The 23652-nt window shown below is 52.7% G+C and carries 18 protein-coding genes and 1 CRISPR repeat array (1 of these 19 cut by a window edge); of the genes, 10 read left to right on the top strand and 8 right to left on the bottom strand.

Annotated elements, in window-relative coordinates; genetic code table 11:
• Positions 1 to 492 precede the first annotated feature (492 nt).
• The 3 genes from M4951_RS14065 to M4951_RS14055 all read right to left on the bottom strand — a co-directional run bounded on the left by M4951_RS14065 (position 493) and on the right by M4951_RS14055 (position 2452).
• The gene (locus tag M4951_RS14065) at positions 493 to 1047 is read right to left on the bottom strand and encodes an IS5 family transposase (protein ID WP_262022286.1); all 555 of its coding nucleotides are present in this window, start codon (positions 1045 to 1047) and stop codon (positions 493 to 495) included.
• A gap of 80 nt (positions 1048 to 1127) precedes the next feature.
• Entirely contained in the window at positions 1128 to 1814 is a 687-nt protein-coding gene (locus M4951_RS14060) for a transposase (protein WP_262022285.1), read from the bottom strand.
• On the bottom strand, positions 1811 to 2452 hold the full coding sequence (locus tag M4951_RS14055; protein ID WP_262022284.1) for a transposase: 642 nt from the start codon (positions 2450 to 2452) through the stop codon (positions 1811 to 1813). Before M4951_RS14055 ends, M4951_RS14060 begins: the two co-directional genes overlap by 4 nt.
• A gap of 715 nt (positions 2453 to 3167) precedes the next feature.
• Here M4951_RS14055 and M4951_RS14050 point away from each other — a divergent pair.
• Both M4951_RS14050 and M4951_RS14045 read left to right on the top strand, forming a co-directional pair.
• Entirely contained in the window at positions 3168 to 4265 is a 1098-nt protein-coding gene (locus M4951_RS14050; protein WP_262022283.1) for a DUF1559 domain-containing protein, read from the top strand.
• Between the two features lie 151 nt (positions 4266 to 4416).
• Positions 4417 to 4887 carry a hypothetical protein gene (locus M4951_RS14045; RefSeq protein ID WP_262022282.1) on the top strand — a complete coding sequence of 157 codons (471 nt, stop codon included), beginning with the start codon at positions 4417 to 4419 and terminating at the stop codon, positions 4885 to 4887.
• 261 nt (positions 4888 to 5148) lie between these two features.
• On the opposite strand, the gene M4951_RS14040 is transcribed toward M4951_RS14045, so the two are convergent.
• Both M4951_RS14040 and M4951_RS14035 read right to left on the bottom strand, forming a co-directional pair.
• Positions 5149 to 5406, bottom strand: a complete 258-nt coding sequence (locus tag M4951_RS14040) for a hypothetical protein (RefSeq protein WP_262022281.1) — start codon at positions 5404 to 5406, stop codon at positions 5149 to 5151.
• A 78-nt stretch (positions 5407 to 5484) separates the two neighbouring features.
• Positions 5485 to 6681, bottom strand: a complete 1197-nt coding sequence (locus M4951_RS14035; protein WP_262022280.1) for a xylose operon transcription regulator XylR — start codon at positions 6679 to 6681, stop codon at positions 5485 to 5487.
• 251 nt (positions 6682 to 6932) lie between these two features.
• On the opposite strand from M4951_RS14035, the gene M4951_RS14030 reads away from it, so the two are divergent.
• The 3 genes from M4951_RS14030 to M4951_RS14020 all read left to right on the top strand — a co-directional run bounded on the left by M4951_RS14030 (position 6933) and on the right by M4951_RS14020 (position 11057).
• Positions 6933 to 7862, top strand: a complete 930-nt coding sequence (locus M4951_RS14030; protein ID WP_262022279.1) for a sugar phosphate isomerase/epimerase family protein — start codon at positions 6933 to 6935, stop codon at positions 7860 to 7862.
• Positions 7863 to 7867: 5 nt separating this feature from the next.
• Positions 7868 to 8986, top strand: a complete 1119-nt coding sequence (locus tag M4951_RS14025) for a Gfo/Idh/MocA family protein (protein ID WP_262022278.1) — start codon at positions 7868 to 7870, stop codon at positions 8984 to 8986.
• A gap of 118 nt (positions 8987 to 9104) precedes the next feature.
• The gene (locus M4951_RS14020) at positions 9105 to 11057 is read left to right on the top strand and encodes an FAD-dependent oxidoreductase (protein ID WP_262022277.1); all 1953 of its coding nucleotides are present in this window, start codon (positions 9105 to 9107) and stop codon (positions 11055 to 11057) included.
• Between the two features lie 228 nt (positions 11058 to 11285).
• Here the strand turns inward: M4951_RS14020 and M4951_RS14015 are convergent, their stop codons facing one another.
• Positions 11286 to 11477, bottom strand: a complete 192-nt coding sequence (locus M4951_RS14015; RefSeq protein WP_262022276.1) for a hypothetical protein — start codon at positions 11475 to 11477, stop codon at positions 11286 to 11288.
• A 108-nt stretch (positions 11478 to 11585) separates the two neighbouring features.
• On the opposite strand from M4951_RS14015, the gene M4951_RS14010 reads away from it, so the two are divergent.
• The 5 genes from M4951_RS14010 (at position 11586) to M4951_RS13990 (ending at position 19942) form a co-directional block, all read left to right on the top strand.
• A complete protein-coding gene (locus M4951_RS14010) occupies positions 11586 to 14672 on the top strand; it encodes a PSD1 and planctomycete cytochrome C domain-containing protein (RefSeq protein WP_262022275.1) in 3087 nt (1028 codons plus the stop codon).
• Positions 14673 to 14703: 31 nt separating this feature from the next.
• Positions 14704 to 16170, top strand: coding sequence for a DUF1501 domain-containing protein (locus tag M4951_RS14005; RefSeq protein WP_262022274.1), 1467 nt, complete (start codon positions 14704 to 14706; stop codon positions 16168 to 16170).
• Between the two features lie 59 nt (positions 16171 to 16229).
• Positions 16230 to 17696: a sialate O-acetylesterase gene (locus M4951_RS14000; protein WP_262022273.1), complete on the top strand. Its 1467-nt coding sequence runs from the start codon at positions 16230 to 16232 to the stop codon at positions 17694 to 17696.
• A gap of 125 nt (positions 17697 to 17821) precedes the next feature.
• Positions 17822 to 19174 (top strand): Gfo/Idh/MocA family protein, encoded by a 1353-nt coding sequence (locus tag M4951_RS13995; RefSeq protein WP_262022272.1) that lies wholly within the window; start codon positions 17822 to 17824, stop codon positions 19172 to 19174.
• Positions 19175 to 19282: 108 nt separating this feature from the next.
• Complete coding sequence (locus M4951_RS13990; RefSeq protein ID WP_262022271.1) at positions 19283 to 19942, top strand: DUF1080 domain-containing protein; 660 nt, start codon at positions 19283 to 19285, stop codon at positions 19940 to 19942.
• Positions 19943 to 20072: 130 nt separating this feature from the next.
• Here M4951_RS13990 and M4951_RS13985 read toward each other — a convergent pair whose 3' ends face one another.
• Together M4951_RS13985 and M4951_RS13980 are read right to left on the bottom strand one after the other, a co-directional pair.
• The gene (locus M4951_RS13985; protein ID WP_262022270.1) at positions 20073 to 20297 is read right to left on the bottom strand and encodes a hypothetical protein; all 225 of its coding nucleotides are present in this window, start codon (positions 20295 to 20297) and stop codon (positions 20073 to 20075) included.
• Positions 20298 to 20303: 6 nt separating this feature from the next.
• Positions 20304 to 20699, bottom strand: coding sequence for a LysR family transcriptional regulator substrate-binding protein (locus M4951_RS13980; RefSeq protein WP_262026922.1), 396 nt, complete (start codon positions 20697 to 20699; stop codon positions 20304 to 20306).
• A gap of 19 nt (positions 20700 to 20718) precedes the next feature.
• Positions 20719 to 23652: direct repeats of the CRISPR family, unit length 32 nt; unit sequence GTTTCAATCCACGCTCCCGCGCAGGGAGCGAC; it runs 757 nt beyond the window's last position.

The raw sequence follows: 23652 nt of genomic DNA, 5'->3' as shown, positions 1-23652 counted from the left end.
GGCAATCGCCGACGCCCAGGTCAACTACGTCACCACCGAAGCCGCCGCCTACCGAACCCAGCAAGAGACGATCGCCGCCCGCGATAAAGAATTCGCCGAGTTCGATGTCGACAACGACTACGACTCCCTGGTAGACGCCCTGACCGCACTAACCACCGCCAACAACGACACCGCCGATCCCTGGACCACCAAAGCCCTGGCAGTCGCCGCCGCCGTCCATGACGCCGCCACCGACATCGCCTCTGACATCTACAACTATGACATGAGCCAAGCCGCCGCCAGTGAAGCCAGTGATGTTGCAAACGCTCAGGCCGATCGTGATCGGATTGTCGGCGAGGTGAAGGCGGATGTTAGCAAGGTGGTTACGGAGAGAGAGGTTGCGGCAGATCGTGTTACGAAGGAAGCGGCTGTCTATGACGAAAATCTAGACGGATCATTGATGCAGACAAACGGGGAAGGCGATAGGCCATGATTATGATACTTCGAATCGGCCTACACTGTTTCCAATCGAGGCTGCTTCACTTTCGAGAGCTGTTTCATCACGGGACGCGCGGCGTACGCATCATCCATCGACGCGATTGTCACCACGACGGCCAGCAGCAACCCCAGCGTATCGATGGCGATATTTCGCTTGCGGCCCGTGATTTTCTTGCCGCCGTCGTAGCCGCGGCTTCCGGAACGTTCGCTCGTTTTCACGCTTTGACTGTCGATGCTGGCGGCGCTGGGATCGATCTCTTGGCTCGGAGCTTCGAGCTGACGAATCGCGCCGACAAGCGTCTCATTGATCCGCCGCAGCGTGCCGTTGTCTCGCCAGGCGGCGAAGTAATCGTAGACCGTGCTCTTCGGCAGCAGGCCATGCGGCAGCATATCCCACTGGCAGCCGGAGCGGCATTGATAGAAGATCGCATTCATGACTTCACGCATGTCGACCGAGCGAGGGCGACCTCCTTTTTTGCTTCGTCGCGAACGCGGGATCAAACCTTCAATCAACTCCCACTGCTGGTCGGTTAAATCACTCGGGTATCGTTTTCGGCCTTCTTCGGACATCGCGTGCTCCACTGGTTATTGAAGCACGCAAGTGTTACGAAAACCGAGGTTTCAAGAAATAGCAGTTTCCGGATAGGCTCTTACGCGATTGCCGGCGCTGGATTCCGATTTTCTGTTTCGTGCGGTTGGAATGTGATCTTAAACGCCATTCGCGCTTTCTCATACCACCACATGGCAAGATAGACAAAACAAAACGCTTCGGCGAGCACCGCCAGGTGTCTTGGTTTGCCAGCGCCCAGCAGGCTGCGCAGGATTCGCCCCAGGTTGAACGCCGTGGCTGCCATCTTGTAACGCTTTTGAACTTTCTCCAGGCCTCGCAGCCAGGTGCGCCGCGCGCCGCCTGTGTCGCAGAGATGGGCGAGCGATCGCTCGACTCGTTCGCTGCGCTTACGTTGCAGTTGGCGGCCGCGTTTACCCTTCGTGTTTCGCCGGTTGCGATAGTACGAATGATTGACTTCCGGCGACTTGTCTTTTGCCCTGCGGGGCTGGTTGCGATGCTTTTCGGGAATGTACGTCCGCTGGCCGAGATCGTTCTGCAAGTGGTCCAGACAGTCTTCGCTGTGATACCCTTTGTCGGTGACGATCTCTTGGATTTCGCACTCGGTTTGCGCTTCGTTCAAATGCGTCTGCGCGGCGAGAATCGTGTCTTCGATCGTCGTCGTATCGCCTTGGTCGCCTGGGTAAACTTCGGCCGCGATGATGATCTCGGTCTCGAGATCGACCGCGTTTTCGGCCTTGTACTTCATGTGCGTGCGGCCATCTTTCATCTTGCCGATCTTGGCGTCCGGATCGGTTTTGCTGACCCACTCTTCATTCGAAACCTTCTTGTCCTTTCGGCGTTTATCAAACCTTCGCAGCTCGTCGTCATCCGGATCGCTCGTGCCCGTTTCTGCTTCGTACAGCTTGCGAAGATACTCGCGCCTGTCATCGCCGCGTTGGCTTCCAAGTCGGTCGCGTCGACGCCGATCGTCTTTCCTTTTAACAAGCCATACTGCTGGGCGGCGGCCAGCACTAACTCGAACGCCAGATGATGAAGCTCGACCGGCAAACGATCGCGCGTTAAAGAAAGCGTGCTGTAGTCAGGCGTCGCTTCGCCAGGACCGAAGGCGAGAAATCTGGCGAGCGAGCGACTGTCTTCGCACCGCCAGGCGATGCCGCGCTGGCTCGAAATGTCTTCGAAGTAGCCGATGAAAATCATGCGAAAGTAGACACCCGGCGGCAACGACTTGCGGCCCGTGGTGTCATAATAGGGCTCGGCCGCTGCTTCGAGCTGGCGATCAAACTCGATCTCGGCCAGCAACCGATTCAACCGATCGTAAAAAACATTCCGCGGCCCCGAACCGACCGCGTCCGCCGAAACCCAAAACGCCTGCTGCCGCTCCTCGCGACGTCGTCCCAACGCCATGCTCAAGCCTCCGATGAAGATGGGAATCAGGATAATGGAAAGGTGGGAAACTCAACAGGCTGCTAACTCTGCTCTTGTTCGATCAACCGCCGCAACAGATCGGTGACCTGAATATCATGCGTCGCGCAGTGGATTTTGAGCTGCGTATGAAGATCTCGGTCCATATCAAGCGTCAGAGCTTGGTGTTCGTGGAGGGCTCAGGCGGCGGCTCCTGCGTCCAATTCTCGATCCATTCGTCGGCTTGCAGTTCGCCTAACGGCGGACCGATATTTTATCTGTTGGCTAATGTAAACCTCCTCAGTTCATCCATGAATCGCTTGACGTCCTTCGTCGCCTTCCGATCGGAGTGACTCAGTACGGTGCTGCTGGGCTGACGATGTTTTCGGCGAACGCGACCAGTTGCCCGGCTGAAGCGGAACGGGCGCAACTAGGCTCTGTCAGAAAACATCTAAATCCGCTGAAAAATCGGAACTTGCGAAGTGAAAAGTCCCGGAAAAACCAGGGCCCAGGATCTTCTATAAAACGCAACTATGAGCGTTTTCTGACAGAGCCTAGCAGGATCAATGGGTAACAGCCCGCAAGGGCATTTTTCAACAGCTGTCGGATGCCTTTCCCGCCCCGCGAAACGCAGTGGACATTATTTACATTTTCATGACACAAATTCTACGTGACGGAGCGTACATCCCCGATTACGCTAAATTAACCTAGAGAGAACATGACCCTCATTTGTATTAAAAAGAGCCATATCTGCTTTTACAAAAATGGATTGCTGATCTCCAAATACATCATTCATTTCTTGGTAAGCCAACAGACCTGTCGGCAAAAACAGATTCACACTTTCACGCACATTCAAGAAAGCGATTTCATGAGCATTAATAATGGGGGGCGGGCAATCCGCCATGCTTTTACGTTGGTGGAATTACTTGTCGTGATTGCAATTATCGGGGTCTTGATCGCCCTATTGCTGCCGGCTGTTCAGCAGGCCCGTGAGGCGGCGCGCCGAATACAGTGCAGTAATCAAATTCGTCAGATCGGAATCGCCATGCACAATTACCATAGCGCATTCCAGTTATTTCCCCCTGGCGGAATCACCAAAATTAGCAAGACGGCGTGTGATTTGGATGGCAATGACGAATCCGATATCGGAGCGCCGTGGGCTGTTCTTATTTTGCCATTTATGGAAGAGCAAGCAAGATACGATCAGTATGATTTTCGATACGCATTTGCCGGCACTATTTTAAATTCAACAGCTCCTAATCATGCGGTTCAGTTTTCTCCTAATCGCAAGTATCAATGCCCATCAGACCCGAATTCAACCTCCGATTCATGCAACACAAACTATTATGCTTGTCAGGGGGGAGGCTCAGCGCCAAAATGCACTGCGAGTGACGCCCCGGATCGTGTTTATTTTTACAACGGAATTTTTCACAACAACTCGTCAAACAGATTTGCTTCGGTTACCGATGGCACGAGCAATGTCATAATGATTGGCGAGACGAAATATTGCCCACATATTTCTGGAGCGCCGACGGGATACACGAGCTGGGATACTGGACTGAGAGCATATCCAATGGGTCTGTACGATTTCCCGTCCGGCCTTTGCGCTGCCATGGAAGGCATAAACTCTTCTGACCTTGATCCTTCTGTCGACTATCCAGCTGGGCCGGCTACATCTACGTTTGGCAGCAAGCACCCGCAAGGCGCATTGTTTGTATTTGCGGATAGTTCCGTGCAGTTTTTGTCTGACACGACAGACCTAACTATCCTTCGATTGCTAGGGTCCCGTGCCGATGGAACGCCAGTTTCGCATTAGAAGAATCCCCCGTCTTTCTGTTGTGTAAGCTTCAGGACATGCAGAGACAGCGAAAGACAAATATGGTTTAACCATTATTCGGTGATTTCCATGTTACTGAATATGGATATCCATAGTTTTTGTCCCAAAACTGACGTAAATGAGTAACGCAATGAGTACTGACCAGCATCGTTTTCCAAATAAGGCGTTGAAATTGAATCTTGCAAACGCCTCGGGAAAACTGTTGCGTATTTGCTTAATCGTCCAGACGACTTTTCTCATTGGTTGCTTTGCTTCAGATCAGCACGGATATGAAGTGCATGGTCAGGTAAATTTTCGTGAACAACCGGTTCCAATCGGGAGAGTAATTTTTGAACCGGACGCTTCTAAGGGGAATTCAGCCCCGGCGGCCTATGCTGAGATTCAAAATGGCGAATACAAAACAAAAGTGAATCGTGGGATCTTTGGCGGCTCTTACGTTGTGCGTGTTTTAGGGATGGATGGAAATCCCGTTGGCATAGAACTTCCGCAGGGCAGGCAGCTTTTTAAAGAATATCGTATGGAAGTTGAGTTGCCGTCAGAGGCGACTTCACTTGACATCAACGTGCCGGACGACCGAGAGCGCGCCCAATCTTCAAAATGAAATCTCCCTTGCCTCCTAGATTTGGGTTCTGATCGCTCAGGCTGAACCTCACTATTGATTTCGCTGTTTCACACTGAGGTGATTTCCAGAAAAGTGACGCTCGCAAAGGTCTCATCTTCTCTGGACGAGATCCATCTAGAAGAACCACTCGCTAACACTTCAAGACGTAGTTTGCAGCTGGTTTATTTTTCAAAAATGCCGACTCCCCCATCTTGTAGTGTTTTTTTGAGATAGCGCTCGAAATGAAAGCTTGCTGGCGTCTTATTTTTCGCTAGGCTGATGGCTCTTGAGTAGAACTGGCGTTCGGTAGCCGGTGCTGAAGTGTTTTCGGTCGCAGTTGTCGTTGGAGTCGACGCTTTGGCGAATCGATGCGCGACGCGGCAACGATCGGAACCGTTTGCCTGCGTATTGACCACCGCGATCGCTATAGTGGAACAAGCAGGCGACGGCCGCCGCGTCTCCCAATGCGCCAACCAACAAGCCCTCCGTCATCAAGGGGCAAAACGCCGGCCGATCCATCACCTATCGCTAGGCAAGCGAAGCGCTTTCCGGCCACAGCACGCAGCGCGCCCAACCGCCCGACTTTTCAGCAGCCTGCTAATTGTCAATCACGATGCGATGCTTTGTCCGATATTTGCCAGGCGTTATGCCCACTCGTCGCTTAAAGACAGCGACCATATATTCCGTATGCCCAAAACCTGATAGGTGTGCTATCCGCGAGAGCGGCAAAGAGGTCTGGACAAGGAGTTCGCGAATTCGATTAATCCGAACTCTGATGATTTCCTCGTGCGGTGAGTGTCCAACGGCATCTGAAAACCTACGATAAAAAGCGCTGCGAGAGAGTGGAAACTGTCGGACTACGGCACTTGCATCGATCGACTCTGAAGCATGATCGCGAATGTACTGAAGCGCCTGAGCGATTATCGCGTCGTCAGTTACCATCGCCTCCGTAGATCGCCGGGTAATTACTCCCTGAGGCGGAATCATGATCGGCTCCATTCTTTCTTCAGACGATCGTTTCTCTAGCATCAATCGTGACAATAAACGGGCCGCTTCGTATCCAATCTTACGTGGATTGTCAGCAACGCTGGACAGAGGAGGGTCAGAGACCCGACAAAGGACCTCGTCATTGTCGGATCCAAGTACTGCAACCTGATCAGGGACTTTTAAATTGACCCGACGGCAAGCATCCAGCACCTGCTGAGCACATCGATCCGAGCAAGCCATTAGACCGAGCGGCTTAGGAGCCTCGATCAGCCATTTCCCAAGGGCAACTTGCGACTTCTCCCAGCGCCGCAGCGAAGGAAAACTTCTTGGAATAAAGTGCGTATCAAACCAAGAGGCTCGTTTGTCAACTGCTTCGCGAAACCCTTGAAGCCTAAGCTTGCACCAAGACTGACTAGGATACCCGCAATAGCCGAAATGAATAAAACGGCGTTCCGCTAGATGTTCACCCGCCATACGGCCGATGGCTATATCGTCGTTTCCAACCGATGGCACATCCGGAAAGCATGCATGCCCATAGGTTTCAACAATCGGTATTCCAGCTTGCAGCAAGCTAGACGCTGTATTGATATCTTCGATATATGCCAGAATGCCGTCTCCTGCCCAATTCTCCAGCCACCGCGTGTTAAGCCGACCTGTCCCCCGCGTCTCGATGAACAACGACCAGTTCTCTTGCGTCTCCGCATACTCTGCAATTCCAAGAAGCAGCAAGCGACCGTAATTTCCAGTACTGTCAACAAGAACTGCAACATGCGGCCGTAATTTTTCCCGCTTGTCCGATAGCGACATTGCCTGCGACTCCCACTTCAAGATAGTTCAAACCACCGCTGTGCAACGAATTCCCCCCACTTACATGAATACGCTATGAGCTGGATGGACGCTATGGATCACGTTGAATCATCTCTCAGTTTAATTACGCAATACATATTTAACACTCAAACGCTACAGAATCTCAGTGACGAGCTCGGGACTCGCACCTAGACTTTGGTCAGATCAGGCATACGCTTGCCTTAACGATGATGATTTTTAGAGCGGTAAACATGAATAAGATTACTAGGCGGAACTTTCTTGAAAATGCGACGTTAACCTGCATTGGAACTGGCTTGACCGCTTGCTTGGCGGATAAGCTAGTCGCTGCTGAAGAGAAGGTCGCATTTCAGATTTCGTTGGCGCAATGGTCTCTTCATCGAGGCTTCTACGGGGGAACTTTGAACAACCTCGATTTCGCTAAAATGGCCAGCGAAGATTTTGGGATCACCGCTGTCGAATATGTGAATCGCTTCTTCCAAGATAAGGTCACTGACTACAAGTATCTGAAAGAGATGAAAATGCGAGCCGAGGACCATGGAGTCCGGAGCCTGCTGATTATGTGCGGCGGCGAAGGCACCCTCGGCGCTGCTGCAAAGAAAGAGCGGGAATCAGCCGTCGCCAACCATTTGCGATGGGTAGAGGCCGCCAAGTTCTTGAATTGTCATTCGATTCGGGTTTATGCAGACGCCGAAGGAAGCGCCGATGAGCAGCGAGATCGTGCTGCGGAAGGCATTCGCATGCTGTGCGAGGCTGCGGCGAAGCAAGAAATAAACATTCTGGTGGAAAATCATGGCGGCCTGTCCTCCGATGGCGCTTGGCTAGCGTCACTGATTCGTCAGATAGATTTGCCCAACTGCGGAACGCTTCCTGACTTCGGAAATTTTAATATCACGCCGGAACAGACTTATGATCGATATCGGGGCATCCAGGAATTAATGCCTTACGCCAAAGGGGTGTCGGCCAAGAGCTACAACTTCAATGACAATGGCGAAGAAACCAGCATCGACTATCCTCGCATGATGGACATCGTCTTGTCTTCCGGCTACCACGGCTACGTTGGGATTGAATACGAGGGTCCCGTTTTATCCGAGTACGATGGGATTCGAAAATCCAAAGCGTTACTGGAACGCATTTGTGCTGCCGCAAGTTCACAGAAATAATCAACATGACGTGTATAAAAAATTCTATCGCCGGCCAGGTAGGCGTAGGCCTGCTGGGAAGCCGATTCATCAGCAGCATTCATGTTGAGGCGCTTCGATCCGTAAAAGACGCAGAAATCCTTGCGGTCGCTTCTGCAACGGAAGAAAATGTCCGCTCATTCGCCGCCAAGCACAAGATCGCCCATTGGTTTACGGACTACCAAAAGCTTCTGGAAATGCCAGAAATCGACATGGTAGTTATCGGGCTGCCGAACCACTTGCACTGCGAGGCGGTACTGGCGGCGGCGGCAGCAGGCAAGGACATCGTTTTAGAGAAGCCGATGGCCCCTAGTCTTGCAGAGTGTAATCGCATGATCGCCGCATGCAACAAGGCTGGGGTGAAGCTGATGTACGCCGAAGAGCTTTGCTTCGCCCCCAAATACGTGCGATTAAAACAGCTTGTGGATGAGGGAGCTATCGGCGTTCCTTACTTACTAAAGCAATCGGAGAAACATGACGGTCCCCACTCAGAATGGTTCTGGGATATGGAACGCTCGGGAGGGGGCGTCACGCTAGATCTGGGGTGCCATGCCTTTGAATTCTTCCGGTGGTTGCTATCAGGGCCAGATTGTCTCAATCGCCCAAGGGCAGTCAGCGTGCTGGCTCAAATGGGCACCTATGTTCACGGCGACAAAACCCGTGGAGATGACGATGCGATAATCATTGTGGAATTCGAAAATGGCTGCCGTGGCCTAGCCGAAGAAAGCTGGGCCAAGCTTGGCGGAATGGACGACAGGGCCGAAGTCTATGGGAGCAAAGGTCTCGCATACGCTAATTTACTGCAAGGAAATTCCATTCAAACGTACTCACAAAATGGATATGAGTATGCCGTAGAAAAGTCTGGTGGCACCAAGGGATGGAGTTTTACTATTTATGAAGAACTCTGGAACTATGGATTCCCTCAGGAAATGGCGCATTTTGTTGACTGTGTTAAGCATGACAATCAGCCAATCGTAACTGGCGAAGATGGACTCGCCGTTATGGAAATTGTGATGGCGGCTTATGCTTCAGCGGGAGAAGGACGGCGAATTGATCTGCCGCTTCATGTTGACGCCAAGAGGCCAATTGACCTTTGGCTAAAGTAGCAATTGCCTGCCGAGCCCCATTTTTTAAGACGCTAGGACATGTTGGCATTTTCGCTTACTTGAGCCATCTATCTACTACGCGATTTCAGAATCACGCCACTTTGCGAAAACGAAAATCATGCATACTGCCCGCTGTATAGTCGTCATCCTGTGGTTGGCCATCACCTCCACCGCTGCATCGGCGGCAACCGTCCTCGTTGAAGCGGAAAGCTTTTCAAATCTCGGAGGCTGGGTAATTGACCAACAAGCAATGGGCCAAATGGGCTCCCCTTTTATTCTAGCCCACGGCCTAGGCCAGCAAGTTGCAGATGCTGAGACGGAAGTTGCGTTTCCAGTCGCTGGAGCTTACAAGGTTTGGGTTCGAACTCGAGACTGGGTCGCTCCATGGAAAAAAGAGACGACGCCGCCTGCAATGAAAGCCGTAGGATTTCCCGGTAGGTTTCAGCTTTCTATTGACGGCAAGAGGTTGGATTGTACTTTCGGTATTGCAGATGAACAGTGGCATTGGCAAGAAGGGGGCATCGTCGAGATATCCGAAGGGCGGCGGACGCTGGCGATTCATGATCTTACCGGTTTTGCAGGACGGTGCGATGCAATTCTCTTCAGTACGGATCACGACTTTTCGCCTCCGAATCAAGACCCGGATATGGCTGGCTTTAGAAGAAAGCAGTTAGGCTATCCGGACGCGCCCCCTTTAGTGGGCGAATATGACCTGGTCGTTGTAGGAGGCGGCGTGGCTGGCTGCTGCACTGCCATTAGCGCCGCACGAAACGGTTGCCGTGTCGCGCTGCTTCAAAACCGCCCCGTGCTTGGCGGCAACAATAGCTCTGAAGTTCGCGTTGGGCTCTCCGGGCTTATCTTTCAAAGTCCGTACCCTAAACTCGGATCTGTCGTCGATGAAATTGGCCCCATCGGTCACTGGAATCTGTGGGAGGCCGAACAAAATCCCGACTCACTTCGCAGCAAACGGATACTAGCGGTCATTAAGGCGCATCCCGAAAAAAAACAGCACAATGCAGGTGCGGCTAGCAACTACGAAGACGATCGAAAGCTTCAAGCCATACTATCCGAGAAAAACATAGACCTATTTCTCAACACTCACATGAATGAGGTCATGATGGACGGCAACCGCATCGTTTCGGTTGTCGGTCAAAACATCAAAACAGGTGAACGACACTTATTTCGCGGACGCATGTTTGTCGATTGCACAGGAGACGGAACGCTCGGCTATCTCGCAAAAGCCGATCTGAGAGTTGGTCGTGAGTCCAAATCGCAAACGAATGAAGCGTTGGCGCCAGAAGTTGCCGATAAATTAGTCATGGGGACATCAGTTCAATGGAATGCCGAACAAGAGGAGAAGTCATCTACCTTCCCGGAATGCCCCTGGGCAATTCAATTCGACAGCACATCATGCGTTGAGACGACGCGCGGTGACTGGGACTGGGAAACAGGCGCTCAGCGCGATCAAGTCAGCGAAATTGAGCGTATTCGTGACTACGCCTTTCGAATTGTTTACGGAAATTGGGCTACTCTGAAGAACGATGAAAAGTATCGCGAAAAATATGCTCCCTGGAAGCTGTCTTGGATAGCCTACATTGGAGGAAAGCGAGAGTCGCGACGCCTGCTCGGCGACATTATTCTTCGCCAACAAGATATCGTTGAGCAGAAAGAGTTTCCAGACGCATGCGTCACAACAACTTGGACTATCGACCTGCATTATCCGCTAAAGCCGATTTGCGCTTGCGAAGCGTTTCAATCCGAAGCCCATCATTTACAAATCGAACCTTACCCAATCCCCTATCGATGCTTGTACTCGCGCAATATTGATAACCTCTTTATGGCAGGGCGAAATATCAGCGTTACCCATATTGCCTTGGGGACCGTGCGCGTTCAGAGAACCACAGGCATGATGGGCGAAGTTGTTGGGATGGCCGCGGGAATTTGCAAAAAGCATGCATGTAACCCAAGAGATGTCTATGAAGATCATCTGCCGGAGCTGAAAGAACAGCTAAACGCAGGCGTTCCTCAGGCATCTTCTGCGGCTCCCTTGCGAAGTCGCATTTCTCCATAAATATTAGCCGATTCGGCTTCTTCTGGGGTTGGGCAGAATTCTCCGCGAAGGAGTAACCTCGTGCGAGACAAAGAAATCTATTAGGCCATTCTCGATCGGTCCTCACCGTGGTCGGTGGATCAGGTGCAGCTTAACCTCGAAGAGCAGCAGATTGACGCTCACGTTGCTCATCCTGAGCAGATCGCCCAATAAATGCTTGCGATTGATATGGCGATGCGGATCATCAAGCTACGTGAAATGGTCGAGAATCGAAACGATTTCATCTTGGTTGACTTGTCGAGACTGCGGCTCTTCTTGCAGCGCGTGATGGAAAATTGGAAAGCCAATATCATCGCTGTGCGAAAATACCCAAAGTGTGCGCCAGCCGTGGGCCGCAATCGGCGTTATTGTTAACACATATTCAACATCCGATTGCGACATATTCTCAGTGACACTCAATCGCAGTCTCTCTAAAGTTGAATATATTGCATCCCTTTACTTCACGCCTACAAAGCTATTAAGTGACCCATCTTTGGATTCCAAGCAAACATGAAGCGATTAAACTTCCTGCCCGTACTCACCATGCTTGTTCTCCAGTTCTTCGTGCAGCCAATCCATGCGGAAGAGGTGCAGTTCAGCCGTGATGTGCGTCCAATTCTTTCGGACAAATGTTTTTCCTGCCATGGACCTGACGAGGAATCTCGCCAAGTTGGTTTACGGCTTGATATCGAGAAAGATGCATTAAGCAAATGCGACTCTGGAGCGACGGCGATTGTTCCTGGTTCTCCCATGACAAGCGAAATCATCGCGCGAATCAACTCAGAAGATCCCAGTTTGCGGATGCCGCCGGATGGGCATGACGCCCTCAAGCAGGAAGAGGTCGATCTACTTACCCGCTGGATCGAACAAGGGGCAAAATGGGAAGGGCACTGGGCGTTCACTTCCCCCGCCAGGCCAACAGCGCCTCCGGTGCGGCAGGTAGACAAGGTGAGAAATGAAATCGACTCTTTTATACTGTCGCGACTAGAAAAGGAAGGTTTAACCTTCTCGCCTGAGGCAGACAAGGCGAAGCTCATTCGGCGGGTGACCCTTGATCTCACCGGTCTCCCCCCAACAACGGCGGATGTAAGCGCATTTTTAGCAGACGATCGTATCGACGCCTATGAACGGGTCGTTGATCGCTTGCTGGAATCGCCTCGATACGGCGAACACTTGGCTCGTTATTGGCTCGACGCTGTTCGCTACGGCGATACGCATGGGTTACACCTCGATAACTATCGAGAAATGTGGCCCTATCGAGACTGGGTTGTATCCGCTTTCAATACGAATATGCCTTACGACCAGTTTCTTACTGAGCAGTTGGCGGGCGATCTATTGCCGGACGCTACGATCGAGCAAAAAATCGCATCAGGATTCAATCGATGTAATTTGACAACCGGGGAAGGGGGATCGATCGAAGAAGAAATTCTCGTGAGAAATGTAGTCGATCGCGTTACGACCACAGGCACTATTTTCATGGGATTAACATTGGAATGTGCTCGATGTCACGATCATAAATACGACCCAATTACATCGAAAGAGTTCTATTCCCTATTTGCATTTTTTAACAATCTGGATGGGCCTTCAATTGACGACGGCAAAAAAGATTCCGCCCCTATGTTGAGAGTTCTTACCTCGGAAGAAAAGGTGCAGATTGACGAATTGAATCAAGAGATTGCGACAGTGACTTCAGAGATCGCTGCACAAATTGAAACAATCGATTATCAAGACCCCATCGCCCCTAGCGATGTGGCCCCCTACGAACCGACAGAAATTGTTTGGATCGAGGACGCCGTTCCCATTGGCGCGAAAACGGGAGGAGGCTGGAATTATGTTTCCGCTCCTGAACCTGTTTTCGGCGGCGACAAAGCCTTTTACCGATCGGCTGAAGGCTTAAGCCAGCATTACTTCATAGAGGCTTCCCCGCCTCTCGAAGTTACTGCCGGAGATGTTCTCTTCGCTCACGTTTATATCGATCCGGAGAATCCACCCAAGCAAATCATGCTGGAATGGTATGACGGTAGCTGGGAGCATCGCGCATATTGGGGAGAAGACCATATAACTTGGGGAAAAGATAAAACGCCTAGTCGACAATACATGGGCGCGCTGCCTGAAGCAGGGACTTGGGTGAAGCTTGAAATCCCTATCCAACAAGTGGCTCTGACTCCTGGCGCTAAGGTTCATGGCTGGTCGTTTACTCAATTCGATGGAACGATCTATTGGGATTCGGCCGGCGTCATTACCAAGAAGCCGCAGCAAACGGAATACGAGTCGCTGCTGATCTGGCAGCGCGACGTGCTGGCGACCGACCAGCCTGACTTGCCCCAAGATATTTTGGCGATAATTCAAACGGACCAGACGAAACGCTCAATAGAGGAACAAGGGCAATTAAAACGGCACTTCCTGAAGCATGTTTATACTGGAACTCGGAAAGCCTTTTCCCACCTCTTCGATCGCTTGGCCAAAGCCGAAAAACGTATTGAAGAAGTCCGGCAAAACGCACCCACCACGCTCATCTATCGTGAGCGAGATGAACATCGGCCCGCCTATGTCCTTAAACGAGGTGAGTACGCCAATCGAGGTGAGATGGTGGAGCGAAGTACGCCCAAGTTCTTACCGCCGATGACCGATGAGTTGTCGCTAGATCGGCTAGGTCTTGCCAAATGGCTGACTGCCTCTCAGCATCCCCTGACTTCACGTGTCTTTGTTAACCGGTTGTGGCAACAGCTTTTCGGTACAGGCATCGTCAAAACATCGGAAGACTTCGGCTCTCAAGGAGAAATGCCAAGCCATCCGGAGCTTCTTGACTGGTTAGCGGTGCAATTTATCGAAGATGGCTGGGATATTAAGCGTAGCTTGCGTCGCATGGTATTGTCTTCGGCCTATCGTCAGTCATCGCGAGCGACGAAGGAGGCGATGCAACGAGATCCGAATAATCGCTTGTTGGCTCGCGGACCACGATTTCGTCTTGATGCGGAGCCGATACGAGACCAGGCGCTGGCCATCAGCGGATTGCTCGTCTACAAAATGGGGGGAGCAAGCGTCAAACCGCCGCAGCCAGACGGATTATGGTTGGCTGTCGGCTATGGTTCGTCAAACACCGTGCGATTTAGTAAAGACGAAGGGGCTGACAAAATTTATCGGCGGACGCTTTACACTTTTATCAAACGGACGGCTCCGCCTCCTCAAATTAGTACGCTTGATGGACCTTCACGGGAGTCATGCACCGTGCGCCGCGAACGCACCAACACTCCTCTTCAAGCTCTCTTGCTGATGAATGATCCTCAATACGTGGAAGCTGCGCGGGCCTTTGCCGAGCGAATTCTGCATGAAGGAGGCGATTCCGTTGAAGATCGACTCAAGTTCGCTTTTCGCCTTGCAACCGCTCGTTTGCCTGACGACGAAGACCTGCGTCTTTTAAAGGAAGCGTATCAATCAAATCAGGAAAGTTTTCAAGAGGACGTTGAAGCGGCGAATAAACTCATTGCGGTTGGAGAGACTCCTCCTGTTAGTACAAGCAATCCGAGTGAACTTGCCGCATGGACCTTGATTGCCAATACCATCTTGAATCTGGATGAAGTGATAACGAAGAATTAGTAATCAGAATGCGAACGTAGGAGACACAATCATGAATCCAGTACAAGACTATGCCAGCCTTATTACACGAAGGCATTTTTTTCAAAGCGGCGCATCTGGCATTGGGGCCGCAGCGTTAGCGTCGATGCTCCCGGGCGCCGCAAACGGCGCAACTGCGACGACCGGCGGATTGTCAGATCTTCCGCATTTTGCCCCCAAAGCGAAACGGGCGATCTATTTGTTCATGGCTGGCGGTCCATCTCAAATGGATACTTTCGACTACAAGCCCGACATGGCCAAGAATCCGGAAAAGTATTTCGATAAGGATTTGCCCGATTCCATACGCAAGGGGCAGAGACTAACGACAATGACTTCGGGGCAGGATCGACTTCCGGTCGCACCAAGTATGTTTAAGTTCTCACAACATGGAAAAAATGGCGTTTGGATTAGCGACATTCTTCCGCATACGGCGAAGATGGTTGATGATTTGGCGATCGTTCGTTCTGTGCAAACCGAGGCGATTAATCACGATCCCGCAATCACTTTCTTTTGCACCGGAAATCAGTTGCCCGGACGTGCGAGCCTAGGATCATGGCTAAGTTACGGGTTGGGTACCGAAAATCAGAATCTGCCTGCGTTTGTCGTATTAACGGCTTCGTGGACTGGCCGCAAGGTTGCCCAGGGACTGTTCAATCGACTTTGGGGTTCCGGATTTCTGCCGTCAAGGCATCAAGGCGTTTTGCTGCGCAACACGGGAGATCCCGTCCTGTTTTTGGCCAATCCGCCGGGGGTGAGCGAGAACATGCGCAGGAAGATGCTGGATACTCTTTCGGAGATGAATCACCGAGAATTTGATCGATTTGGAGATCCAGAAACTCAGGCCCGCATCGCTCAATATGAGATGGCGTTTCGAATGCAAAGCGCAGTGCCTGAACTTGTTAATACTGCAGATGAGCCTAAACATGTTCTCGATATGTATGGCCCCGAGGTTCATACTCCCGGGTCGTTCGCCGCGAGTTGCTTACAGGCCCGACGATTGGCCGAGCGAGGCGTTCGTTTCACCCAGATTTTCCATCGCGGCTGGGATCAGCATGCCGAAATAGCTACGGACCTGCCCAATCAGTGCCGAGACGTTGACCAAGCATGCTATGCCTTGATTCAAGATTTAAAACAGCGCGGCATGCTTGACGATACCCTTGTGATTTGGGGAGGAGAATTTGGCAGGACGATCTATAGTCAAGGGCAATTGACCAAAACAAACTATGGCCGAGATCACCATCCACGCTGCTTCTCAATGTGGTTGGCTGGAGGCGGAATCAAGCCAGGCGTCGAATATGGAAAAACGGATGACTACAGCTACGATGTAATCGAAAACCCTGTCTCTGTTCACGAGCTAAACGCCACCATCATGCATTGCTTGGGAGTCGACCATAGTCGCCTGTCTTACAAGTTTCAAGGGCTTGATATGAAGCTTACAGGCGTCGAAGCGCAACACCCTGTTAAAGCGCTCTTGAGGTAAGTGGATCGCCAGCCTTTCATGCCTAGCCGTATCGAGTTATATCCTCGTAAGATCCTTCAATGAATTTTCAACATAGTAATAATATTTGGCGAATCACGCTGGCGACCACGGTCGGCATGCTGGTTCACCTGATGGGTAATTCTCATTGTCTGGCCGACATCCGTTTGCCAGCTGTCTTCTCCAATCACATGGTGCTACAGAAAGGAAAGACTATCCCCGTTTGGGGTTGGTCTGATCCTCAGGAATGGGTGACCGTTTCCATTTTAGATAGTACGGGAAGAGTCACTCGCCGCCAGAAAGCGTTAACCGAATCGACTGGCGTTTGGTCCGTACAATTGAATAAGCTTTCCGCAGGCGGCCCCTATGTCTTGAGATGCCAAGGAACCAACACGAAAGAGTTTCAAGACGTATGGATTGGAGAGGTATGGATTGCGGTCGGCCAGTCCAACATGGAGTTTCCCGTTAAGTTTGTAAATAATGCGGACAGCGAAATTGCCTCGGCGGATATCCCTCAAATTCGATTGTTTCAAGTTGCTCCTAAAATCAGCGCCACGCCTCAAACGGATTGCGGAGGATCATGGTCGGTCTGTACTCCGGATACGGTCGCCGATTTTTCTGCGGTCGCTTACTTTTTTGGCCGTCGGTTGCATAAAGAACTCCATATTCCAATTGGATTAATAATCGCCAGTTGGGGAGGTTCGGATTGCGAGGCCTGGATTCGTCGTCAAGCATTGCATGACAAAGAAGAATTCGCTCCGATCCTTGAGCGTTCCGCCGTCTTTCAGCCTAATTCGCCAAATCAAGCTGCCGTTCTCTACAACGCAATGATTTACCCGCTTATCCCATATCCAATCGCAGGAGTAATCTGGTATCAGGGGGAAGCAAATACTACTCGAGCTGCTCAATATCACCAATTGTTTCCCACTTTGATTACCGATTGGCGAGAGCAGTGGGGGCAGCGCGACTTCCCCTTTCTGTTTGTGCAATTAGCTCCGTTTCGTTACGGCCCGCGTGACCCAGAGGCATGCGCCGAATTACGGGAAGCCCAACGGCTAACGCTCCAATTGCCCAATACAGGCATGGCGGTAACCACGGACATCGGCGACATACGCGACATTCATCCCAGGAACAAACAGGATGTCGGCCAGCGGCTTGCTCTATGGGCTTTGGCGCAAGCCTATGGAAAAAAAGAGATCGTCCATAGCGGCCCACTTTACGCAGGCTACACGGTTGAAGAGGATTCGATTCGCATTCGATTCTCTCACATAGGAAGCGGTTTGGTCGCTCGCAACGACGAATCGCTTACGCACTTCACCATTGCCGCTAGTGACAAAAAATTTGTCGAAGCTAAAGCAACGATAGAAGGCGACACCGTCGTTGTGCGCAGTACTCAAGTGGCGAATCCTGTGGCGGCACGTTTTGCGTGGCGAGATGATGCTACGCCTAATCTTTTCAATCTAGAAGGCCTGCCTGCCTCCCCATTCCGTACGGATCGCTTCCCTATGGTGACAGCTGGAGAACGCTAAAGTTTTTGACTTCGTTCTTTGGCCATTCCAAGCACGCCTACCTATATTCACGCCCGATACGCATTAATTGAATAGTTTACGCTCTTATTGAAATGACATACGACTTTTTTGACCAGGACAGAAATATGAATTCTCACCAAGACCGTCGCCACTTCATCAAGCTGTCAACTGCCGCCAGCGCAGGCTTTTGGGCCGCTGCCGGCGTGCAAGCTCAGGAATCGAACTCACCCAACGAACAGATTAATTTCGCTAGCATCGGGATCGGCGGTAAGGGCTCTAGCGACTCGACCGATGCGGGGCGTGCAGGCAACATGGTCGCTATTGTCGACATCGACAAGAGTCAGCTTGAAAAAGGCAAAAGCTTCTATCCGGACGCCAAGACGTACACGGACTATCGCGAGATGCTTACCGAAATGGGCGATAAGGTTGACGCAGTAACCGTCAGCACTCCAGATCATACGCATGCCGCCGCTTCTGCCATGGCGATGAAGATGGGCAAACACTGCTTCACGCAGAAGCCGCTGACCCACAGCATTTGGGAGGCGCGTCGTCTGGGCGAAATCGCAAAGGAAAATAAAGTGGTTACCCAGATGGGCAACCAAGGCACAGCCCAACATGGCTTGCGCCGAGCCGCAGAGATAATTCAAGCCGGCGGTATCGGCACGGTGAATGAAATTCATGTTTGGACGAACCGACCAATCTGGCCGCAAGGCATCGGAATGCCTAAGCCGCAGCCGGTTCCCGATCATATTGATTGGGAAATGTTCATCGGTCCGGCTCCATTCCGCGAATACGCAGATGCTTATCACCCCGCCATGTGGCGAGGTTGGTGGGATTTTGGCACCGGAGCCCTCGGTGACATGGCGTGCCATACGTTCAATATGCCCTTTATGGCGTTGAACCTGCGCGATCCGATTTCAGTGGTCGCTGATTCGTCTGGCCACAACGGGCAAACCTATCCGAAGTGGTCGGTCATCAAATTCGAGTTCCCCGAGTTGAATGGTCGTGCGGCATGTACTGTCTACTGGTATGACGGCGGCCAACTGCCTTCACCCGCGCTGACCCAAGATCTTCCGCTGGAAGACGGGGCGCTTTCCGTCACTGGCAGTCTTCTGATCGGCGACGCAGGAAAGATCTATTCGCCAGGCAACGACGGTTCAAAGTTCCATCTGCTGCCTGAAGAGAAATATAGGGATTACAAAGGTCCGAAAGAAACAATTCCACGTTCGCCGGGGCACTTTAAGGAATTCGTCAATGGGATCAAAGGAGGTCCTGAGCCGATGTCGAATTTCCCGAACTACGCTGGTCCATTAACGGAAACCATTTTGCTGGGTAACCTGTCCGTCTGGACGACCGGCGAATCAGGTAAGGGAAAAATAATTCAGTGGGACGCCAAAAATCTGGTCGCGAAGAATGCCCCCGAAGTTGCAGATATCATCAAGCCGAAGTACCGCGAAGGTTGGGCTGATCTGGGTTAATCGCGAATGAAAATCTGCTGGTTGAAATCTGCGGAATTGAATCGTTGCGACGACCCTATCCCAGTTCAGCCCCACTCCTGTATGTCAAACCTATCGAGGAAAACATCGATGAGAACCCCATTTGTCTTCGTTCTGCCTTGGCTAATATTCGTCGTCCCAATTGCTTTTGTTTCCGCAACTGAGATCGATGAAGGCTTTGTCACCATTTTTAATGGCCAAAACTTCGATGGTTGGATTGGACATACCAAGGGATATGCTATAGAGGAAGGCTGTATCGTCTGCGATCCGGTATCTGGCGGCGGCAGCATTTACACGGAAAAAGAATACGCCAACTTTGTTCTTCGCTTTGAATTCAAGCTTCCTCCAGGGGCTAACAACGGCCTGGGGATCCGGACTCCTATAACAGGCAACCCGGCCTATGACGGCTACGAACTTCAGATCCTGGACGATTCGGCAAAGATTTACGAAAACCTACAGCCATATCAATACCATGGATCCCTCTATGGCCTGGCTCCTGCCAAGCGTGGTTTCCAGAAGCCGCTGGGAGAATGGAACCAGCAGGAAGTAACTTTCGATGGCGATACCGTGAAGGTAGTGCTGAATGGCGCCGAGATACTTAGCGCAAATCTGGAAGGAATCCGTAAGAATCCAACTCTCGATGGGAAGGAGCACCCTGGTCTGCAACGTTCGATCGGGCACATTGGCTTCCTTGGGCACGGCGCCAAGGTCGCGATCCGAAATTTGCGAATTAAGGAATTACCTGAGTAAATACGGCGGCGAATCTTGTTCAAGCTCAAATCCGCTGGCAATATGCGTTGAGAGCATTACTCTGACCTTGGGACTGTTTCGCCGCATGGGTCAGGCGCCACGCTAGTTGCAGCTTCAAAACGCGCTCAAGTTACTTGCCTGGTTTTGCTTTCACCAAGTTAATAAAGGATCGCAGGAGCGGATCTTCGGTAATGCGGTGACTGCGGTAGCCGTTGATTTCGGTCGGCGGCAGACAATGTTTCAGCGAGCGTTCGACTAGCTCGGGGTCGCCGACCGCGTCAGGAATCACGCGGCCGACCAGACCGATGCCGTGCCCTTGTTTGACGCAGCTGCGAATCGACGAAGCGAGGATCAAATCGAATCATCGTTCCGGAAAATCGAAGACGCCGGCTTTGGTGAGGATCGCACGTCCTTCGTCGTCAGCGTACGAATCGCGATGGTTGAGCACCGAATACTTGGCGAGGTCTTTCGGTAGGATCCGGCGGCGATCGGCCAACGGATGACCGACCGGCATGATGACCATCGGTTCGATCTCGTGCATCGGTTCCACCAACAGCTCTGCAGGATTGCGACAGCATTTGTTGTCGCCGATCACCAGATCGACTTCTCTCGCTTCGAGCATTTCGTTGCCAAGCGACTCAAAGACTTCCCGCATCACCAGGCGAACGTCGGGGAAGTTGGCGCGGAACTCGGCGATTACTCCCAGCAGATCATTGGTATGGCTGCGCGGAGGCGCCGCGACCGATAGCTGGCGTATTCCGCATACGCCATTGAGTGTTTCAATCCACGCTCCCGCGCAGGGAGCGACCGACCTTCTACTCTTACTGGCTGCTGGGCATTCTGTTTCAATCCACGCTCCCGCGCAGGGAGCGACTTCATTACACGAGGACCAAGTTTAGTCTAAGATCCAGTTTCAATCCACGCTCCCGCGCAGGGAGCGACGCCAGCCGTTCAGTTCCGCAGGAAAGCGACTCGCAGTTTCAATCCACGCTCCCGCGCAGGGAGCGACCTTGGCAGATCGTCCCGTGAATGTGCCCAGCCAGTTTCAATCCACGCTCCCGCGCAGGGAGCGACGGACGCGCGCCGAGAATAATCAACTGGCCTTTGCCGTTTCAATCCACGCTCCCGCGCAGGGAGCGACGATGCCGACTACGATCCCGGCGAAAACATCTACTGGTTTCAATCCACGCTCCCGCGCAGGGAGCGACAGCGCGGCGGCATTAACAGCAACCTTTGCGGCAGGGTTTCAATCCACGCTCCCGCGCAGGGAGCGACGCGAAGTTTGAACAAGTGAACGAGCCGTTCGGGCTTGTTTCAATCCACGCTCCCGCGCAGGGAGCGACCTTTCGCTTTATCGTCGTCAGCTTTCGCAAGCGAGTTTCAATCCACGCTCCCGCGCAGGGAGCGACTAAAAGACCTACTTACGGCGAAGGCTGCATGCGATGTTTCAATCCACGCTCCCGCGCAGGGAGCGACATTTCAACGAATAGGGGCCGGCCAACCGACCCAACGTTTCAATCCACGCTCCCGCGCAGGGAGCGACGCCCGACTTAACGGTCATGATCGAGTCGGCCAGTTTCAATCCACGCTCCCGCGCAGGGAGCGACATCAGGCATGCCGCGCTTGTTGCGACCGCCGCCGTGTTTCAATCCACGCTCCCGCGCAGGGAGCGACGCTTCAGCAGTTCGCGCTTGGGACGCTTTCGAGAGGTTTCAATCCACGCTCCCGCGCAGGGAGCGACGCTTGCCGAATCTAGGGTGATTCACTTCGACGGGTTTCAATCCACGCTCCCGCGCAGGGAGCGACCTCGCGTCTGACATGCGGAGCAAAGTTGATCAAGTGTTTCAATCCACGCTCCCGCGCAGGGAGCGACTCTAAAAGATGATTCTTCGCCTGACTTTCAGCCTGTTTCAATCCACGCTCCCGCGCAGGGAGCGACAAGCTGCTTCGATACGACCCTTCCGAATCAGAGATGTTTCAATCCACGCTCCCGCGCAGGGAGCGACAATCAGCGATACCGCACGGACGGTGAGGCCGGCTGTTTCAATCCACGCTCCCGCGCAGGGAGCGACTTCATGATCTGGCGAGACGTCCGGCGTTTTCAACTTGTTTCAATCCACGCTCCCGCGCAGGGAGCGACACGTTCAGCGAGGCGCAGGCCGACAAGCTTCGCCGTTTCAATCCACGCTCCCGCGCAGGGAGCGACTCATGACTTCGCGACGCTGCAGGCGAAGACGATGTTTCAATCCACGCTCCCGCGCAGGGAGCGACGACGATGGAGTCATTCGTTTCTGAGGTTGTCGAGTTTCAATCCACGCTCCCGCGCAGGGAGCGACGCGAAGTCGAAGCGGCCTTCTACGCGGCCTTCAAGGTTTCAATCCACGCTCCCGCGCAGGGAGCGACTCTGAGGCATTTTCTAACGTCAATAAAAGATCATGTTTCAATCCACGCTCCCGCGCAGGGAGCGACGTTCTCGACCTCGAAATCAGACGCAAGCATTTCAGTTTCAATCCACGCTCCCGCGCAGGGAGCGACTCAATCGCTCGCTCCATCCTGCCCTGCGCTTGATTGTTTCAATCCACGCTCCCGCGCAGGGAGCGACTTTTTGGCCTCGCGTAATAAAGGCGAAGCGAAAATGTTTCAATCCACGCTCCCGCGCAGGGAGCGACACGAAAGGGCTAAAATGAAGCCTGCCGACTTGAAGTTTCAATCCACGCTCCCGCGCAGGGAGCGACAACAAGACCAAATTTTTTCCCATTGCGCCGCGACGTTTCAATCCACGCTCCCGCGCAGGGAGCGACAATGATTCCGTCGTCGCCTTGCGTCCTGCCAACGTGTTTCAATCCACGCTCCCGCGCAGGGAGCGACCGAACGAATCAACCCTTCGATTTCGTCCCTCTTGTGTTTCAATCCACGCTCCCGCGCAGGGAGCGACTTATGCGTCTCATGTAAGACGATGGGCGAAGGTCGGTTTCAATCCACGCTCCCGCGCAGGGAGCGACGGCTAGGTGCTTATGAAGTTCAGCCTAAAAAACTTGTTTCAATCCACGCTCCCGCGCAGGGAGCGACGACGGGTCTAGCACTTCAGCGACTCAGTCAGGAAGTTTCAATCCACGCTCCCGCGCAGGGAGCGACAAGAAGTCGGGGCCGAAGCTTGGAAGGCTCGCCTTTGGTTTCAATCCACGCTCCCGCGCAGGGAGCGACGACTTGTCGACGCGATCAAAGTCTTCGAGGTGACGTTTCAATCCACGCTCCCGCGCAGGGAGCGACGGCCGAACTCGCAAGTCGCGCCGCTCGGGAAAGTGTTTCAATCCACGCTCCCGCGCAGGGAGCGACCTTGCCGCCGAAGATCGAAAGCCCTTCGTAAGGCGTTTCAATCCACGCTCCCGCGCAGGGAGCGACGGTTTTCATGTTTTCGGTGCTTCAATCGAAGTCGTTTCAATCCACGCTCCCGCGCAGGGAGCGACTGCATAACGACGGACCTGATCAAGCAGGCGGAAAAGTTTCAATCCACGCTCCCGCGCAGGGAGCGACCCTCGCAGTTGGCCCGACGAGCGAAGAGGAACAGGCGTTTCAATCCACGCTCCCGCGCAGGGAGCGACATAGCAGCTAACGTTTTTTTTCGTCAACCGTACGGTTTCAATCCACGCTCCCGCGCAGGGAGCGACAGCGTCTCGGGATTCAGATGCAGCTTGTGACAAGTTTCAATC

Source organism: Blastopirellula sp. J2-11, assembly GCF_024584705.1.
Classification (GTDB): domain Bacteria; phylum Planctomycetota; class Planctomycetia; order Pirellulales; family Pirellulaceae; genus Blastopirellula.
Note: the sequence above shows the minus strand (reverse complement) of the source record. Positions and strands in the feature narration are given on the sequence as shown.